The 15,746-nt window shown below is 57.8% G+C and carries 21 protein-coding genes; 11 read left to right on the top strand and 10 right to left on the bottom strand.

The window, feature by feature from the left end:
- Nucleotides 1–59: 59 nt before the first annotated feature.
- The 7 genes from murA to mlaF all read right to left on the bottom strand — a co-directional run bounded on the left by murA (nt 60) and on the right by mlaF (nt 4,897).
- Entirely contained in the window at nt 60–1,316 is a 1,257-nt protein-coding gene (murA, locus tag EIEH_RS10140; RefSeq protein WP_015870014.1) for a UDP-N-acetylglucosamine 1-carboxyvinyltransferase, read from the bottom strand.
- 63 nt (nt 1,317–1,379) lie between these two features.
- Entirely contained in the window at nt 1,380–1,634 is a 255-nt protein-coding gene (ibaG, locus tag EIEH_RS10135; protein ID WP_015870013.1) for a BolA family iron metabolism protein IbaG, read from the bottom strand.
- Between the two features lie 140 nt (nt 1,635–1,774).
- A complete protein-coding gene (mlaB, locus tag EIEH_RS10130) occupies nt 1,775–2,089 on the bottom strand; it encodes a lipid asymmetry maintenance protein MlaB (RefSeq protein ID WP_015870012.1) in 315 nt (104 codons plus the stop codon).
- On the bottom strand, nt 2,086–2,736 hold the full coding sequence (gene mlaC / locus EIEH_RS10125) for a phospholipid-binding protein MlaC (protein WP_015870011.1): 651 nt from the start codon (nt 2,734–2,736) through the stop codon (nt 2,086–2,088). The genes mlaB and mlaC overlap by 4 nt, the downstream gene beginning before the upstream one ends.
- Nucleotides 2,737–2,756: 20 nt before the next feature.
- Nucleotides 2,757–3,290, bottom strand: a complete 534-nt coding sequence (mlaD, locus tag EIEH_RS10120; RefSeq protein WP_015870010.1) for an outer membrane lipid asymmetry maintenance protein MlaD — start codon at nt 3,288–3,290, stop codon at nt 2,757–2,759.
- 4 nt (nt 3,291–3,294) lie between these two features.
- On the bottom strand, nt 3,295–4,077 hold the full coding sequence (gene mlaE / locus EIEH_RS10115; RefSeq protein ID WP_035609422.1) for a lipid asymmetry maintenance ABC transporter permease subunit MlaE: 783 nt from the start codon (nt 4,075–4,077) through the stop codon (nt 3,295–3,297).
- Nucleotides 4,067–4,897, bottom strand: a complete 831-nt coding sequence (mlaF, locus tag EIEH_RS10110; RefSeq protein ID WP_015870008.1) for a phospholipid ABC transporter ATP-binding protein MlaF — start codon at nt 4,895–4,897, stop codon at nt 4,067–4,069. Before mlaF ends, mlaE begins: the two co-directional genes overlap by 11 nt.
- Before the next feature lie 279 nt (nt 4,898–5,176).
- Here mlaF and EIEH_RS10105 point away from each other — a divergent pair, with 279 nt between their 5' ends.
- The 11 genes from EIEH_RS10105 to npr all read left to right on the top strand — a co-directional run bounded on the left by EIEH_RS10105 (nt 5,177) and on the right by npr (nt 13,344).
- The gene (locus EIEH_RS10105; protein WP_015870007.1) at nt 5,177–6,166 is read left to right on the top strand and encodes a calcium/sodium antiporter; all 990 of its coding nucleotides are present in this window, start codon (nt 5,177–5,179) and stop codon (nt 6,164–6,166) included.
- A 54-nt stretch (nt 6,167–6,220) separates the two neighbouring features.
- A complete protein-coding gene (gene kdsD / locus EIEH_RS10100) occupies nt 6,221–7,207 on the top strand; it encodes an arabinose-5-phosphate isomerase KdsD (RefSeq protein ID WP_015870006.1) in 987 nt (328 codons plus the stop codon).
- Between the two features lie 15 nt (nt 7,208–7,222).
- The gene (gene kdsC / locus EIEH_RS10095; RefSeq protein ID WP_015870005.1) at nt 7,223–7,789 is read left to right on the top strand and encodes a 3-deoxy-manno-octulosonate-8-phosphatase KdsC; all 567 of its coding nucleotides are present in this window, start codon (nt 7,223–7,225) and stop codon (nt 7,787–7,789) included.
- Nucleotides 7,786–8,358 (top strand): LPS export ABC transporter periplasmic protein LptC, encoded by a 573-nt coding sequence (lptC, locus tag EIEH_RS10090; RefSeq protein ID WP_035609419.1) that lies wholly within the window; start codon nt 7,786–7,788, stop codon nt 8,356–8,358. Before kdsC ends, lptC begins: the two co-directional genes overlap by 4 nt.
- The gene (gene lptA / locus EIEH_RS10085; protein ID WP_015870003.1) at nt 8,333–8,890 is read left to right on the top strand and encodes a lipopolysaccharide ABC transporter substrate-binding protein LptA; all 558 of its coding nucleotides are present in this window, start codon (nt 8,333–8,335) and stop codon (nt 8,888–8,890) included. Before lptC ends, lptA begins: the two co-directional genes overlap by 26 nt.
- Nucleotides 8,891–8,896: 6 nt before the next feature.
- Complete coding sequence (lptB, locus tag EIEH_RS10080) at nt 8,897–9,622, top strand: LPS export ABC transporter ATP-binding protein (protein WP_015870002.1); 726 nt, start codon at nt 8,897–8,899, stop codon at nt 9,620–9,622.
- Nucleotides 9,623–9,746: 124 nt separating this feature from the next.
- The gene (gene rpoN, locus EIEH_RS10075) at nt 9,747–11,222 is read left to right on the top strand and encodes an RNA polymerase factor sigma-54 (protein ID WP_015870001.1); all 1,476 of its coding nucleotides are present in this window, start codon (nt 9,747–9,749) and stop codon (nt 11,220–11,222) included.
- A gap of 21 nt (nt 11,223–11,243) precedes the next feature.
- Entirely contained in the window at nt 11,244–11,531 is a 288-nt protein-coding gene (gene hpf / locus EIEH_RS19380; protein ID WP_015870000.1) for a ribosome hibernation promoting factor, read from the top strand.
- A gap of 119 nt (nt 11,532–11,650) precedes the next feature.
- Nucleotides 11,651–12,115, top strand: a complete 465-nt coding sequence (gene ptsN, locus EIEH_RS10065) for a PTS IIA-like nitrogen regulatory protein PtsN (protein WP_015869999.1) — start codon at nt 11,651–11,653, stop codon at nt 12,113–12,115.
- A 97-nt stretch (nt 12,116–12,212) separates the two neighbouring features.
- On the top strand, nt 12,213–13,064 hold the full coding sequence (rapZ, locus tag EIEH_RS10060) for an RNase adapter RapZ (RefSeq protein ID WP_015869998.1): 852 nt from the start codon (nt 12,213–12,215) through the stop codon (nt 13,062–13,064).
- A gap of 7 nt (nt 13,065–13,071) precedes the next feature.
- Nucleotides 13,072–13,344 carry a PTS phosphocarrier protein NPr gene (gene npr / locus EIEH_RS10055; protein WP_012847365.1) on the top strand — a complete coding sequence of 91 codons (273 nt, stop codon included), beginning with the start codon at nt 13,072–13,074 and terminating at the stop codon, nt 13,342–13,344.
- 576 nt (nt 13,345–13,920) lie between these two features.
- On the opposite strand, the gene EIEH_RS10050 is transcribed toward npr, so the two are convergent.
- From EIEH_RS10050 to deoD, 3 genes are all read right to left on the bottom strand, one after another.
- Nucleotides 13,921–14,436, bottom strand: coding sequence for a cytochrome b/b6 domain-containing protein (locus EIEH_RS10050; RefSeq protein ID WP_035609413.1), 516 nt, complete (start codon nt 14,434–14,436; stop codon nt 13,921–13,923).
- A complete protein-coding gene (gene cybC / locus EIEH_RS10045; protein ID WP_015869995.1) occupies nt 14,437–14,823 on the bottom strand; it encodes a cytochrome b562 in 387 nt (128 codons plus the stop codon). It abuts the gene before it with no gap.
- Between the two features lie 185 nt (nt 14,824–15,008).
- Entirely contained in the window at nt 15,009–15,722 is a 714-nt protein-coding gene (gene deoD / locus EIEH_RS10040; RefSeq protein WP_015869994.1) for a purine-nucleoside phosphorylase, read from the bottom strand.
- Nucleotides 15,723–15,746: the final 24 nt, after the last annotated feature.

Raw genomic sequence — 15,746 nt, 5'->3', positions numbered from 1 at the left:
CGCATAAAAAAGCCCCCGGCCTAGCGGTGGGGGCCTTTTTCACCCGACAACGGCGGCGACTATTCGGCCACGCGCTCAATCTGGGCACCCATGGCGCTCAGCTTGTCTTCAATGCGCTCATAGCCGCGATCGATATGATAAATCCGATCTACCAACGTGGTGCCCTGCGCGATACACCCGGCGATCACCAGGCTGGCAGAGGCGCGCAGATCCGTCGCCATCACCTGCGCGCCGGAGAGCGTTTCAACACCGTGGCAAATAGCGGTGTTACCTTCGATCTCCGCGCGCGCGCCCATACGGATCAGCTCAGGGATGTGCATAAAGCGGTTTTCAAAGATGGTTTCGGTAATTACCCCGGTGCCTTCCGACACCAGATTCAACAAGCTGAACTGCGCCTGCATATCGGTCGGGAAACCCGGATGAGGCGCGGTGCGCACCGTGACCGCCTTCGGGCGCTGGCCATGCATATCCAGCGATATCCAGTCTTCGCCCACCTCAATATCCGCCCCGGCCTCACGCAGCTTGGCCAGTACTGCATCCAGTGTGTCTGGACGGGTATGACGGCAGACGACGCGCCCGCGCGAGACCGCGGCAGCCACCAGGAAAGTCCCGGTTTCAATGCGATCCGGCAGCACCCTATAAACCCCGCCGCCCAGACGCTCGACCCCTTCAATGGTGATACGATCGGTTCCGGCGCCGCTGATCTTAGCGCCCAGCGTATTCAGGAAACCGGCAGTATCGACGATCTCTGGCTCGCGAGCGGCATTTTCAATCACCGTGGTACCCTGCGCCAACGTCGCGGCGCTCATGATGGTCACGGTAGCGCCAACGCTGACCTTATCCATCACGATATGCGCCCCCTGTAGACGCCCCTGCACGGAGGCTTTCACGTAGCCCTCCTCCAGGCGGATCTCCGCCCCCAGCTGCTCAAGACCGGAGATGTGCAGATCCACCGGACGGGCCCCGATAGCGCAACCACCGGGCAATGAGACCTGGCCCCGGCCAAAGCGCGCCACCAGCGGCCCCAACGCCCAGATGGAGGCGCGCATGGTCTTCACCAGTTCATAAGGGGCGCACAGTTCGTTGACACCGCTGGCGTCCACGTGTACCGAACCGTTACGCTCAACTTTGGCCCCCAGCTGACAGAGCAGCTTCATGGTGGTATCAATGTCGCGCAGCTTGGGTACATTTTGGATCTCTACCGGCTCTTCAGCCAGCAGCGCGGCAAACAGGATCGGCAGGGCGGCGTTCTTGGCGCCGGAAATCGTCACCTCACCGTCGAGGCGGGTCGGCCCCTGCAAACGAAATTTATCCATTTAATTGCGTTCTCGCTTAATCAGTTATCTACCGCCGCCCGCCCATTGGCCGACGACGCAAAATCACAAACCGCTCAGCTTGCGATCGCGCTGCCACTCGCCAGGCGTATAGGCTTTGATGGTCAGCGCATGAATACGGTTATCCGCGATAAACTCCATCAACGGGGCATAAACTGCCTGCTGCTGCTTAACCCGGCTCATACCGGCAAACAGCTCACCCACTACGATGACCTGAAAATGGCTACCGTCTCCAGTGACATGGACCTCTTGCAGGGCCAATGCCTTCATCAGCACGTCTTTGATTTGATCATTGTTCATGGCGTTCGATTCTTTTCGGGTTACCAAGCCTATGCAATAGGCGAATAGGCTGTACATATTAGAGGAAAGTAAGGTTGGCTTAAACAGAGAAAAGCCCCCATCGGCGCCGCTGAAGGGGGCTTGGTGATTATTGTGAGGGATTACGCAAGGTTAGCCGAAGGCGCAGCGCACGGTACAATCTCCTGCAGATTATACAGGGTGATCAGGGTACGCAGGCGATCACTGATGCCCCGCAGCGGTATCGGCATCTCCGGGCGCAGGTTTTGCACATGCAGCAGCAGAGCTAACCCCGCTGAATCCACCCGCGACAGTTCGCTGATATCCAAACACGCGATCCCCGTCAACAGCGCCTGGCGTTGCTGCCAGATCTCGCCCAGCGAGTCGCACTCCAGCACCCCCTGCAGATACAGGATCGCGCCGTCGCGCCGCCAGCGCAGTTCACCTCGCGCGGTCACTGCTTATTGTCCAGCGTAATGGGCTGTTTTGCCACAGCGATCAATTGCTGCGTCAGGCCATCGACCCCTTTCTCGCGCAGAATGGCGGCCCACTCGTTCTGTTTGGTGGTGATCATGCTGACCCCCTCGGCAATCATGTCAAATGCCTGCCAATGACCGGTCTGGGTGTTTTTTCGCCACTGGAAGTCCAGACGCACCGGCGGACGCCCCTGATTATCGAAGATCGTAACCCGGATAGTCACGATGGTAGCATCGCCCAGCGGACGCTCTGCGGCCACCTCATAACGCTGACCATGATACAGCGCCAACGCCTGACCATACACCTGCTCCAGATAGCTCTGGAACGCCTTAAAGTAGGCGGCGCGCTGCGTCGGCGTCACACCGCGGTAATACTGACCCAGCACCAGCGCACCGGCATACTTCACCTGCACATAGGGCATCAGCTCTTCACGCACGATCGTACGCAGGTAGTCGGGGTCCTGCCTGATACGCGGCTGCTCGCTCTTCAGGCGGCTAAAGGTCGCGGCGGCGGCCTGATTCATCAGGGTATAAGGGTTACTTTGGTCCAGCATCGGTGCAGCGCTGGCCTGCGCGGAAAACCAGGGCGCCACGCACAACAGCGCAACCATCACTATACGTTTCAACATGTTCAAAATCCTCGCTGTGATTAATGTGCGACAGGCGCTGGCGTATTGCCAGCAGGGGCTGTACTGGCAGGGGCATTAGTGCTCTCACCGCCGCTCTTATACAGGAATTGTCCGATCAGATCCTCCAGCACGATGGCTGACTTGGTATCCTGAATGGTGCCACCGTCTTTTAGAATGGCTGTACCCATCTCCGGATCTTCAAACCCGACGTTGAGGGCCAGATACTGCTCTCCCAGCAAGCCTGAGGTCCGGATCGCCAGGGAGCTGGTATCGGGAATATGGTTGTAACGCCGGTCAATGTCCATCGCCACCCGCGGCAGATAGGTCTGTGGATCCAATGAAATCTCCGCCACCCGACCAATCACAACGCCGCCGATTTTCACCGGGGAGCGCGCCTTCAGGCCACCGACGTTATCAAACGTAGCGTACAGGCGATACGTAGGCGCGCTCCCCAGCGATTTCACGTTGGCCACCTGTAGACAGAGGAAAATGGCGGCACACAGGGCGATCAGCATAAACAGACCGACCCATACTTCAGCTTTTTTCGTTTGCATTGCATCAATTCCCAAACATCAGTGCCGTCAGCACAAAATCCAAACCTAAAACCGCCAGCGACGCATGCACGACGGTGCGTGTCGTCGCACGACTGATCCCTGCCGAGGTAGGGACCGCATCATAGCCGTTAAACAGCGCGATCCACATGACCGTAATGGCAAATATCAGGCTCTTGATCAGACAGTTCAGCAGATCGGTGCGATAGTCCACTGCACCCTGCATCGCCGACCAGAAGAAACCTGCATCGATACCTTTCCAGTCCACACCGACCACTGAGCCGCCCCAGATCCCCACGGCGACAAAGATCACCGTCAGCAGCGGCATGCTGATCACCCCAGCCCAAAAGCGCGGCGCTACCACACGCCGCAGCGGATCGACCGCCATCATCTCCAGGCTAGAGAGCTGCTCCGTCGCCTTCATCAGGCCAATTTCCGCGGTCAGCGCCGAACCGGCACGTCCGGCGAACAGCAGGGCGGTCACCACCGGCCCCAGTTCACGCAGCAACGACAGCGCCACCATCATGCCCAGGCTGGCTTCGGCGCTGTAGGTCGTCAGCACCAGATACCCCTGCAGCCCCAGCACCATGCCGATAAACAGTCCTGAAACGATGATGATCAGCAGGGACTGAACCCCGACACTGTACAGCTGGCGGCGCAGCAGTGGCCACTGCTTACCCGGCTCTGGTCGGCCAACCAGCGCGCTGAAGAGCATCAGCCCGGCTCGGCCAAAGGTAGCACAGCTCCGAATCCCACGGCGTCCAAAGGCCGCCAATCCATTAAGCAACATGTGATGAGCCCTCTCCCGATGCCAGCAGCGCATGGCGATAGTCACCCGCCGGGTAGCGGAAAGGCACCGGCCCATCGGCGATGCCGTCAAGGAACTGGCGTACCCGCGGATCCTGGTTAGCGCGTAGACCCTGTCGATCGCCGTGGGCGATGACGTGCTGCTCCGCCACGATATAAGCATGGTCGGCAATACTCAGCACCTCAGGGACATCGTGCGATACCACCACGCAGGTGATACCCAGCGCGTGATTCAGCTCGTCGATCAGCTTCACCAGCACACCCATGGTGATCGGATCCTGGCCGACGAAGGGTTCATCGAACAGGATCATCTGCGGATCGAGCGCGATAGCCCGGGCCAGCGCCGCCCGGCGCGCCATGCCGCCGGACAGCTCGGACGGCATGAGGTCGGCGGCACCGCGCAACCCCACGGCCTCCAGCTTCATCAGCACGGTGGTACGCAGCAGGATCTCCGGCAACTGCGTATGCTCCCGCAGCGGAAAAGCCACATTGTCAAACACACTGAGATCGGTAAACAGCGCACCGGATTGAAACAGCATGCTCATCTTCTTACGCGCTTCAAACAGGCGGCCGCGGGAGAGCGCCGGAATATTCTCCCCGTCGAACCAAATCTCCCCCCGATCCGGACGCAGCTGGCCGCCGATCAGACGCAGCAGGGTGGTTTTACCGATCCCCGATGGCCCCATGATCGCCGTCACCTTCCCTCGCGGAACGGTCAGATTAATGTCGGTAAAAATCTGGCGATTCCCGCGGCTAAAGCTCATTCCACAGATATCCACCAGATTATTTTCCTGATGATTCATCCACAATTATTCCTGGTTATTGATCAGCGAATTCAAGCAAAACACAGCCACACGCTTTTTCTGGGTTACTAATGCTATTTTTTCGCCATTATGACATTCAGACAGTGAATTTCCCGCCTTGATAGCAGCATAAGTTTTACTTTTATCCCGCCTACCGTCAAAATTAAGTGAATTACTTACTGCCAGCGGTATCGGTGGCCGACTGACCGCGTTCAGTTAAACGCTAGAACTGTGTAGCCGGACACCGAGGTCCGGACTTCATTCACCCAAGGATCCTGCATGCTGCTCGCCACCCTGCTAATGCTCATCGGTTTACTACTTTTAGTGTATGGTGCAGACCGTGTGGTGTACGGCGCGGCAGCCGTTGCGCATGCGCTGGGCGTTGCTCCGCTGGTCATCGGCATGACCATCGTCAGTATGGGAACATCCCTGCCCGAATTGACCGTTTCCCTGACTGCTACGCTGCATAACCAAATAGACACAGCCGTTGGTAACGTTCTGGGGTCGAACATCACCAATATTTTGCTAATCCTGGGCTGCGCGGCATTGATCCGCCCACTGTCTGTGCGTTCCGATATTGTGCGTCGCGAGCTGCCCCTGACCCTGGGAGCCACTATCTTGTGCGGTTTTTTGCTGTATGACAATCAGCTTAATCGTATTGATGGTGCTATTTTAATGACCTTTTTCGGCGCATTCTTATGGCTAATGCTTAAAATGGCCCACAGGGTAATGCCGGGCGGTCAGGATAGCTATACCCGAGAACAGATCGCGGAGCTACCGCGGGATACCGGTCTACCTGTCGCCCTGCTATGGATTGCACTGGGTTTTATTATCCTGCCATTGGCCTCACGCATGGTGATCGACAATGCCACGGTGCTGGCCCGCTATCTGGGTGTCAGCGAACTGATCATCGGCCTGACGGTGATCGCCGTCGGCACCAGCCTACCGGAGCTGGCAACGGCCTGCGCAGGAGCCATAAAAGGCGAGCATGATATTGTACTGGGGAATATCATTGGCTCCAATACCTTCAATATTCTGGTGGTACTGGGGATACCGGCGTTAATCGGCCCGCGCAATCCCCTCATCGATGACGCCGCGTTCGCCCGCGACTATTGGGTCATGTTGGCCTTTACGCTGGTGCTGACCCTACTGTGTCTGCGACGCAGACACAGTATCGGTCGCCTCACTGGCGCGCTGTTACTGTGTGCGTTTATCGCCTATATCGGGCTGCTGTATATGCAGCCTTCGCTGATGTTGTATTGGGATTGACTCCCCGGGCAGGGCCCGCTGAGTCAGTAGTTTTGCGAGACGTGAGAAAACAGAATGTCACATATGGAACTTCAACCGGATTTTGATTTTCAGCAGGCAGGGAAAGATGTCCTACGTATCGAGCGGGAAGGGCTTGCGCATCTGGACCTTTTCATCAACCAGGACTTCAGCCGCGCCTGTGATGCCATGCTGCGCTGCCGCGGTAAAGTGGTGGTTATGGGGATGGGAAAATCAGGCCATATCGGACGTAAGATCGCCGCCACCCTCGCCAGTACCGGCACCTCTGCCTTTTTTGTCCACCCGGGCGAAGCCAGCCATGGCGACCTGGGCATGGTAGAGCAGCGCGACGTCGTGCTGGCCATCTCCAACTCCGGCGAGTCCCAAGAGATCCAGGCACTCATCCCAGTCCTTAAGCGCCAGAACGTCACACTGATCTGCATGACCAACAATCCGGACAGCGCCATGGGCCGTGCGGCCGATATCCACCTGTGCATCCGGGTACCGCAGGAGGCCTGCCCGATGGGCCTGGCCCCGACCACCAGTACCACCGCCACCCTGGTCATGGGCGACGCCCTGGCCGTGGCGCTGCTGCAGGCACGTGGATTCACCGCGGAAGATTTTGCCCTGTCTCACCCTGGCGGCGCGCTGGGGCGCAAGTTGCTGCTGCGCGTCAGCGATATTATGCACAGCGGAGATGAGGTGCCGATGGTCTCACCAACAGCCTCCCTGCGCGACGCCTTGCTGGAGATCACCCGTAAAAACCTGGGGCTGACGGTCATCTGCGGCCCCGATGCGCATATTGATGGGATCTTTACCGACGGTGATCTGCGCCGTATATTCGATATGGGCATTAATTTAAATAATGCCAAAATCGCTGACGTCATGACCCGCGGTGGGATCCGTATTCGTCCCACCGCGCTGGCAGTCGATGCCCTGAACCTCATGCAGGAGCGCCACATCACCTCGCTGCTGGTCGCTGAAAACGATCGGCTGATCGGCGTGGTGCATATGCATGATATGCTGCGCGCCGGCGTAGTCTGAAGAAACGGAGCTTGCATGCAACAAAACACCTCCCCGATTGCCACCTGCTATGGACCGGTTCCCGCCGATGTTATGGCGCGCGCCACGCAGATCCGCCTGCTGATCTGCGATGTGGACGGCGTCTTATCTGACGGGCTGATCTACATGGGCAACCAGGGTGAAGAGCTGAAGGCGTTTAACGTCCGGGATGGCTATGGCATCCGCTGCCTGGTCACCCAGGGGATTGAAGTGGCAATCATTACCGGTCGCAGCTCGCAACTGGTGGCCGATAGGGCTGCCACGCTGGGCATCCGGCACCTGTATCAGGGGCAGTCCGATAAGCTTATCGCCTTTGAGCACATCTTGGCCGATCTGCAGCTGGCCCCCCATCAGGCAGCCTATATCGGCGATGACCTGATCGACTGGCCGGTAATGGCACGCGTCGGCCTGTCCGTCGCCGTCGCTGACGCTCACCCACTGCTGTTACCCAACGCGCACTACACCACCCGCATCGCCGGCGGCCGCGGCGCAGTGCGCGAGCTGTGCGATATTATCCTACAGGCCCAAGGCTGTCTGAGTCAGGCCAAAGGGCTGTCGATATGAGTACAGGCAAACGCTGGGTGATCATCCTGCTGAGCCTGATCGCGCTGGCGCTGATTGGTTGGAATCTGGCGGATAACTCGCCCGACGGTGCACCGACGACACAGGATCCCAATACGCCGAACTACCAGAGTCAGCACACCCTGACCGTCGTCTACGATCCCAGCGGCAAACTGAGCTATAAGCTGGTGGCTCAGGATGTACAGCACTACAGCGAACAGGGTGTGACCTGGTTTACCCGGCCGGTGCTGACGACCTTCGATCCCCAAGCTGCGGCAACCTGGTCCGTTCGCGCCGATAAAGCCAAGCTGGCGAAAGATAACCGGTTATATCTCTATGGCAATGTAGAGGTCAATAGCTTGACGCCAACCTCGCAACTGGAAAGGATTACCACCGATAATGCGCAGGTGAATCTGGTGACTCAGGATATAAGCTCGGATGATGAGGTAACGCTGTACGGCAGCAATTTCACCTCTCATGGACTGAAGATGCGCGGAAATATGCGGGATAAAACCGCACGGTTGATCGACAAGGTAAACACCTATTATGAAATTCAAAGCAAGCACCCTTAAACTGCGTGATCTGATCCTTGCCGGCGCCCTGCTGAGCGCCAGTGCCTCTGCGCTGGCCGTTACCGGTGATACCGATCAGCCGATCCACATTAACTCGATGCAGCAGTCGCTGGATATGCAGGGCAACGTCGCCACCTTCACCGGCGATGTGATCGTGACCCAGGGGACCATTAAGATCACCGCCGATAAAGTGGTCATCACCCGCCCTAACGGGCAGCAGGGCAGCGAAATCGTTGAGGCCTACGGTAACCCGGTCACCTTCTATCAAATGCAGGATAACGGTAAGCCGGTGGAGGGCCACAGCCAACAACTGCGCTATGAACTGGCCAAAGACTATGTCATTCTGACCGGGAAGGCTTTTCTGAAACAGCTCGATAGCAACATTGAGGGCGATCGGATTACCTATCTGGTGAAGCAGCAGCAGATGGAGGCCTTCAGCGACAAAGGCAAGCGCGTAACGACCGTGCTGCTGCCGTCCCAGCTGCAGGATAAAGGCAGCGCCAAACCGGCGCCTCAGAAGAAGAGTAACTGATTCGTTATGGCAAGATTAATTGCGGAAAACCTGGCCAAGTCCTATAAGGGCCGCAGGGTCGTAGAGAACGTCAGTCTGACGGTAAACTCCGGCGAGATCGTTGGCCTGCTCGGCCCGAACGGCGCCGGGAAAACCACCACCTTCTACATGGTGGTCGGTATCGTGCCGCGCGATGCCGGGCGCATCATCATCGATGACGATGATATCAGCCTACTGCCACTGCACGCCCGCGCCCGTCGCGGCATTGGCTACCTACCGCAGGAGGCCTCCATTTTCCGCCGCCTGAGCGTTTATGATAACCTGATGGCCGTGCTGGAGATCCGCGACGATCTCAACGCAGAGCAGCGCGCCGATCGGGCCGATGAGCTGTTGGACGAGTTCCATATCGCCCATCTGCGCGATAACCTGGGGCAATCCCTCTCCGGCGGCGAACGGCGCCGGGTGGAGATAGCCCGCGCGCTGGCTGCCAATCCCAAGTTTATTCTGCTGGACGAGCCCTTTGCCGGAGTTGATCCCATCTCCGTTATCGATATCAAAAAAATTATCGAACACCTACGCGATCGTGGCCTCGGGGTTCTGATAACCGACCACAACGTGCGTGAAACACTGGACGTGTGCGAGCGGGCCTACATCGTCAGCCAGGGTAATCTGATAGCCTACGGCTCTCCCGACGAGATACTGGCCGACGAGCAGGTCAAACGCGTCTATCTGGGGGAGGAGTTCCGGCTGTAAATAGGCCAGGCGTCATGTCCGCCAAGGGCGCCTTGCCATGCCGACTCTTGTTTTTTCGCCGGCAACCCCCCGTTGTGCGGCGCCGGCCACCACTGTCAGCAATCAAGGAACAGAACGCGCGATTATGAAGCAAGGCTTGCAACTCAGACTCAGCCAGCAGCTGACCATGACGCCACAGCTGCAGCAGGCTATCCGCCTGCTGCAGCTCTCTACGCTGGAGCTACAGCAAGAGATCCAGCAGGCGCTGGAAAGTAACCCGCTGTTGGAACAATTGGAGCCGAATGACGAAGCCGACGGTGATAGCGCCGACGACGGACGACAACAGGATGAAGCCGACGTACGCGATCGCGATGACGATGAGCCGCTTGATACCCGCGATGCGCTGGAACAGCGCGAAATGCCGGATGAGCTGCCGCTGGACGCCAGCTGGGATGAAATTTACACCGCTGGCACCCCCTCAGGAACAGGAACAGACTACCACGACGACGAGCTGCCAGTTTTTCAGGGCGAAACGACCCAAACCCTACAGGATTACCTGATGTGGCAGGTCGAGCTTACGCCCTTCAGCGAGATGGATTTGGCCATTGCGACCGCCATCGTGGATGCCGTCGATGACACCGGCTACCTCACGGCCTCGCTGGAAGAGATTCTGGAGAGTCTTGGCGATGAGCACGCACTACCGGAGGAGGTTGAGGCCGTCTTAAAGCGCATTCAGCGTTTCGATCCCATCGGCGTTGCCGCACGCGACCTGCGGGACTGTCTGCTGGTGCAGCTCTCACAGTTTGCGCCAGACACTCCCTATTTAAACGAGGCACACAGCATTGTCGATCGCCATCTCGATCTGCTGGGCAATCACGATTTTCGAAATCTGATGCGTTCGACTAAGCTAAAGGAAGAGGTGCTCAAGGAGGCGATGCAGCTCATTCAGAGTCTCGACCCACGACCAGGGCTCTCGATTAATACCGGCGACTCAGACTATGTTATCCCTGACGTGCTGGTCCATAAGCGCCAGGGTCGCTGGGTGGTCGAGCTCAATCAGGACAGCGTCCCACGCCTGCACATTAATCAACGCTACGCTGCACTGGGCAACCAGGCACGCAGCGACAGCGATAGCCAGTTTATCCGCAGCAATCTGCAGGAGGCCAAATGGCTGATTAAAAGCCTGGAAAGCCGCAACGATACCCTGCTGAAGGTATCCCGCTGCATCGTCGAGCAGCAGCAGGCGTTTTTCGAGCACGGCGCAGAATCCATGAAGCCTATGGTGCTGGCCGACATCGCGCAGCAGGTAGAGATGCATGAGTCGACGATTTCCCGCGTGACGACGCAGAAGTTTCTGCACAGTCCGCGGGGGATCTTTGAACTGAAGTATTTCTTCTCCAGCCACGTCAATACCGAGAATGGCGGCGAAGCCTCCTCCACGGCGATCCGGGCGCTGGTGAAGAAACTGATAGCGGCGGAAAATCCGGCGAAACCTCTGAGCGACAGTAAACTTACCACCCTGCTGGCGGATCAGGGTATCATGGTCGCCCGGCGTACCGTTGCAAAATACCGAGAGTCTTTGTTCATTCCACCGTCCAACCAGCGTAAACAGCTGGTGTGACACACCGAGAAGGAAGACATGATGCAGCTCAACATTACTGGACACCATCTTGAAATTACTGACGCCATCCGTCAGTTTGTCAGCGAGAAATTTGCCAAGCTTGGGCAGTATTTTGACCGAATCAATCAGGTCAACGTCACTCTCAGTATTGAAAAGGTCGATCATATCGCCGAAGCAACCGTGTTTATCAACGGAGGAGAGCTGCACGCCTCCGCCCAACAGGAAGACATGTACGCCGCTATCGATGTCCTGATAGACAAACTGGCCCGCCAGTTAAACAAGCATAAAGACAAACTGAAACAACATTAACATTGCCCTATGGCTGGCACGCCAGCCTACCGACCGGCGGCCTACCCTGCAAAGGTGGGCCGTTTAAGCCTTAGGGGCTTCGCGTCGTCGGCACACAGCAGCCTTTTTGAAAAAACACCATGAGTAATGACTTAACTATGCCCTTAAGCGTCGTGCTGACTCCGGAATGCACGCGCAACGCCGTCCATTGCGCCAGTAAGAAGCGCGTACTGGAAATCATCAGCGAACTGGCCGCCGCCCAGCTCAACCTGCCGACTCAGGTCGTCTTCGACGCCATTCTGACCCGGGAACGCATGGGCAGTACCGGGATCGGCAACGGGATCGCCATCCCCCATGGCAAGCTGGAAGAAGACACCCTGCGCGCCATCGCCGTCTTTATTCACCTCGATCAGCCTATTAACTTCGATGCCATTGACAATCAGCCAGTCGACCTGCTGTTTGCCCTGTTGGTACCGGCAGATCAGTGTAAAACACACCTGCAAACCCTATCGCTGATGGCCCAGAAGCTCTCAGATAAGGGCGTTTGCCGCCGCCTGCGCGCGGCGCAAAGCGATGAAGGACTGTACCAGATCATCACCGAATGATCCGATCTGAAGCTATCGCTGATGATCCGGGCTTGATAGTATGATGGGGGGTAGGTAATACCGACCCGCGTAACAATAACAACAGGGGAGTGGTGATATGGTGCTGATGATTGTCAGCGGCCGTTCCGGTTCAGGGAAATCTGTAGCCCTACGCGCCTTGGAGGATATGGGATTTTACTGCGTCGATAATCTACCGGTCGAGCTGCTGCCAGAGCTAGCGCGCACGTTGGCCACCCGGGATACCTCCGCGGCGGTCAGCATTGACGTACGTAACATGCCCGAGTCGCCGGAGGTGCTGGAGACGGCAATGGACCATCTGCCGGAGAGCTTTACGCCGCAGCTGTTGTTCCTTGATGCCGATCGCAATACGCTGATCCGCCGCTACAGCGATACCCGTCGCCTGCATCCTCTGTCGAGCAAAAACCTGTCGCTGGAGAACGCCATCGATCAGGAGAACGAGCTGCTGGAGCCGCTGCGCTCCCGCGCCGATCTCATCATCGACACGTCGGAGATGTCGGTGCATGAGCTGGCGGAGATGCTGCGCGCCCGCCTGCTGGGTAAGCGCGAGCGCGAACTGACCATGGTATTCGAATCCTTCGGCTTTAAACACGGTATTCCCATCGACGCTGACTATGTTTTCGATGTCCGTTTCCTGCCCAATCCCCACTGGGATCCCAAACTGCGTCCGATGACCGGACTGGATAAGCCGGTGGCGGCGTTCCTCGATCGCCACACTGAAGTACACAACTTTATCTACCAGACCCGCAGCTACCTTGAGCAGTGGCTACCGGCGCTGGAGAACAATAACCGTAGCTACCTGACGGTCGCGATCGGTTGCACCGGCGGTAAACACCGCTCGGTCTATGTCGCCGAGCAGCTGGCGGACTACTTCCGCTCGCGCGGCAAGAACGTGCAGTCCCGTCACCGCACCCTGGAAAAACGCAAGTAGGCTACCCATGAGCGTGACGCAAACCGTAGAGATCAAAAACCGTCTGGGTATGCATGCCCGCCCGGCCATGAAGCTGTTCGAACTGGTGCAAACCTTCGATGCCGACGTCATTCTGCGCAATGAAAACGGCATCGAGGCCGAAGCCAACAGCGTGATAGCCCTGCTGATGCTCGACTCCGCGCAGGGGGGACAGATTGAGATTCAGGCCACCGGCCCAGACGAGCGCCAGGCGCTGGATGCCGTCGTCTCACTGTTCAACGCCGGCTTCGACGAAGAGTAACCCCGAGCGCCCATGCCGCCCGAGGGCTCCCCAATTTGTGAGCCCGCTCTCTTTTAAAAATCCTATCGGCTTACGATGTTCGCACTATAAATAACCCTCACGGCCCATATCGGAGCGGTGAGGGTTCTCTTTTGTGACGAGACAGGACGCAGCCATGCGTCATACCATGGAGAGAACAATATCCCGACCAGCTATTATCATCCATGAATTAGACGCCTCGACAACCTGCTGGCTCGGCCGACCTTTGCCACTCAACCCGCCGTGAATGAAGCGCTTAATCACGCCCAGCTGCTGGCACCGGTGGCAATTCCCGACGACATCGTGACCATGCTCGCGTACACTTTCGCGATCTGAATACCAATAAGGAACATATCCATACCCTGGTGTGCCACTATCTGCAGGATAATGCCGGAGACGGCCTGTCCGTGATGGCACCGCTCGGTTGGAACTGCGCGTCAGTAACGCGATCCGCTACGGCAATCAGATAAAGTGCTGGCACTACTGTACCAGTCGGTGGCAGCTGGCGAGCTACTGCGCTAAGGCTTACGCCCGCCGCAGCGGGCGTTTACGGCTGCCCTACTCCCCGCCGTGGCGCCCCGGCAGCATCGCGTTAATCAGATTCCGCCGCAGCCAAAACGACAGCGTAAATACTGCCACTATATGCACGCAGACCACCAGCGTCAGCGCATCGACCAACCAGACATGCCAGACGTCCACCGGCCAGCGAAAAACCAGGTCGGTCCCCTGCCCCCAGCCCGTCAGTGCAATCAGCAACAGCAGCAGCCAAGTCGCCCAGATACCGAGGGCCCCCAGCGGATTGTGGTGCAGCACCGGCGGCACCGTACGGGTGCGCAGCTCATGCAGATGGTGGATCAGCGCACTTGGCGTCGGAATAAACGCCGAAAGACGCGCCGCCCCACGCGCCCACGTCACGCCCCACAGCAGGCGCAGCAGCACCAGCCCGGCAACCGTCAGGCCAATGAGCTGGTGCGGCGTACCACCGGGCACCGTCAGATACAGGCGGTTACACAGAAAGCCCAGCGCCACGCTCCAGTGTGTCAGGCGCACGACAGCATCCCAACGTACGTCCATTTAGCGGTATTTTTTATGGTAGGTATTACGCGTCTGCAGCATCTGTTGCGCTTCGGCCTTAGCCTGATCCAGATGACCCGCATCAGCCAGATTCTCCGCCTTGTCTATCTGGCCGATCAATAGATCCAGACCGTGACGATAACCCTGCATGTCAGCGCTGTCAGAGGCCTGTCCCTGCAGCTTGCTGGGGGTCTCTGACTTTGCCGCCGCCGCCGCCGCGCGCATCGCCGTCAGCGCCTGTTTAAAATCCTGCGCCGTCGTTGCCTGCTGCGCCTGCCGATAGCTTTGATTGATGATACCCATATCTTCGCTTACGCTGGCCGCCTGTGCCAGGGCGCTGCCCGCCATCATCGCCAAACCAGCTAATGCCAATACGCTCTTACGCATGCTTACACCCTCACGATTCGTTAACATTTAACCACGCTAATAAACATAAAGAGTCTAGGGGAAATAGGCAAGTCTCTGGCGGAAACAACGATGACGGTATTACCTATCGCTGCACCAAATAATAAAGGGGACCCCAAGGATCCCCCTTACGCCCGCGGCGAACGTGCTATGTATTATGCCTGCTCCTAGTCACCCAGCAGTACAGACTCCAGCGCGATTTCGATCATGTCGTTGAACGTCGTCTGACGCTCCGCGGCCGTGGTCTGCTCGTGGGTACGGATATGGTCAGACACAGTGCAGATGGTCAACGCCTTCACGCCAAACTCCGCGGCGACGCCGTAGATCCCGGCGGCTTCCATCTCTACACCCAGAATGCCATATTTCTCCATCACGTCGAACATGGTCGGATCCGGAGAGTAGAACAGATCGGCGGAGAACAGATTGCCCACGCGGGCATCGATCCCCTTAGCCTTGGCGGCATCGGCCGCATTACGCACCATATCGAAGTCGGCGATGGCGGCAAAATCGTTGTCTTTAAAGCGCAGACGGTTCACTTTAGAGTCGGTGCAGGCGCCCATGCCGATCACCACGTCACGCAGCTTCACATCCATACTGACAGCACCGCAGGAACCGACGCGGATGATTTTCTTCACGCCGAAGTCGGTGATCAGCTCTTTGGCATAGATGGAGCAGGAGGGGATCCCCATGCCATGGCCCATAACAGAGATCTTACGGCCCTTATAGGTCCCGGTGAACCCCAGCATGCCGCGCACGTTGTTGACCTGGCGGACATCCTGCAAAAAGGTTTCTGCAATGTGTTTCGCACGCAGCGGATCGCCCGGCATCAGGACAACATCGGCAAAATCACCCATTTCGGCATTAATATGCGGCGTAGCCATAACTTTAATCCTTCTCTCTTAACG

Source organism: Edwardsiella ictaluri ATCC 33202, assembly GCF_000264785.1.
In the GTDB taxonomy this organism is placed as follows: Bacteria; Pseudomonadota; Gammaproteobacteria; order Enterobacterales; family Enterobacteriaceae; genus Edwardsiella; species Edwardsiella ictaluri.
This window is presented reverse-complemented; position numbering and strand designations above follow the sequence as displayed.

Bases quoted from the DNA above. Each gene is read 5' to 3' on its own strand.
- ibaG (WP_015870013.1), bottom strand. From the start codon at position 1,634: ATGAACAATGATCAAATCAAAGACGTGCTGATGAAGGCATTGGCCCTG.
- kdsD (WP_015870006.1), top strand. From the start codon at position 6,221: ATGTCACATATGGAACTTCAACCGGATTTTGATTTTCAGCAGGCAGGG.
- EIEH_RS10050 (WP_035609413.1), bottom strand. From the start codon at position 14,436: ATGGACGTACGTTGGGATGCTGTCGTGCGCCTGACACACTGGAGCGTG.
- npr (WP_012847365.1), top strand. From the start codon at position 13,072: ATGAGCGTGACGCAAACCGTAGAGATCAAAAACCGTCTGGGTATGCAT.
- lptB (WP_015870002.1), top strand. From the start codon at position 8,897: ATGGCAAGATTAATTGCGGAAAACCTGGCCAAGTCCTATAAGGGCCGC.
- ptsN (WP_015869999.1), top strand. From the start codon at position 11,651: ATGAGTAATGACTTAACTATGCCCTTAAGCGTCGTGCTGACTCCGGAA.
- rapZ (WP_015869998.1), top strand. From the start codon at position 12,213: ATGGTGCTGATGATTGTCAGCGGCCGTTCCGGTTCAGGGAAATCTGTA.
- EIEH_RS10105 (WP_015870007.1), top strand. From the start codon at position 5,177: ATGCTGCTCGCCACCCTGCTAATGCTCATCGGTTTACTACTTTTAGTG.
- kdsC (WP_015870005.1), top strand. From the start codon at position 7,223: ATGCAACAAAACACCTCCCCGATTGCCACCTGCTATGGACCGGTTCCC.
- cybC (WP_015869995.1), bottom strand. From the start codon at position 14,823: ATGCGTAAGAGCGTATTGGCATTAGCTGGTTTGGCGATGATGGCGGGC.
- mlaC (WP_015870011.1), bottom strand. From the start codon at position 2,736: ATGTTGAAACGTATAGTGATGGTTGCGCTGTTGTGCGTGGCGCCCTGG.
- mlaD (WP_015870010.1), bottom strand. From the start codon at position 3,290: ATGCAAACGAAAAAAGCTGAAGTATGGGTCGGTCTGTTTATGCTGATC.
- lptA (WP_015870003.1), top strand. From the start codon at position 8,333: ATGAAATTCAAAGCAAGCACCCTTAAACTGCGTGATCTGATCCTTGCC.
- deoD (WP_015869994.1), bottom strand. From the start codon at position 15,722: ATGGCTACGCCGCATATTAATGCCGAAATGGGTGATTTTGCCGATGTT.
- lptC (WP_035609419.1), top strand. From the start codon at position 7,786: ATGAGTACAGGCAAACGCTGGGTGATCATCCTGCTGAGCCTGATCGCG.
- hpf (WP_015870000.1), top strand. From the start codon at position 11,244: ATGCAGCTCAACATTACTGGACACCATCTTGAAATTACTGACGCCATC.
- mlaE (WP_035609422.1), bottom strand. From the start codon at position 4,077: ATGTTGCTTAATGGATTGGCGGCCTTTGGACGCCGTGGGATTCGGAGC.
- rpoN (WP_015870001.1), top strand. From the start codon at position 9,747: ATGAAGCAAGGCTTGCAACTCAGACTCAGCCAGCAGCTGACCATGACG.
- mlaF (WP_015870008.1), bottom strand. From the start codon at position 4,897: ATGAATCATCAGGAAAATAATCTGGTGGATATCTGTGGAATGAGCTTT.
- murA (WP_015870014.1), bottom strand. From the start codon at position 1,316: ATGGATAAATTTCGTTTGCAGGGGCCGACCCGCCTCGACGGTGAGGTG.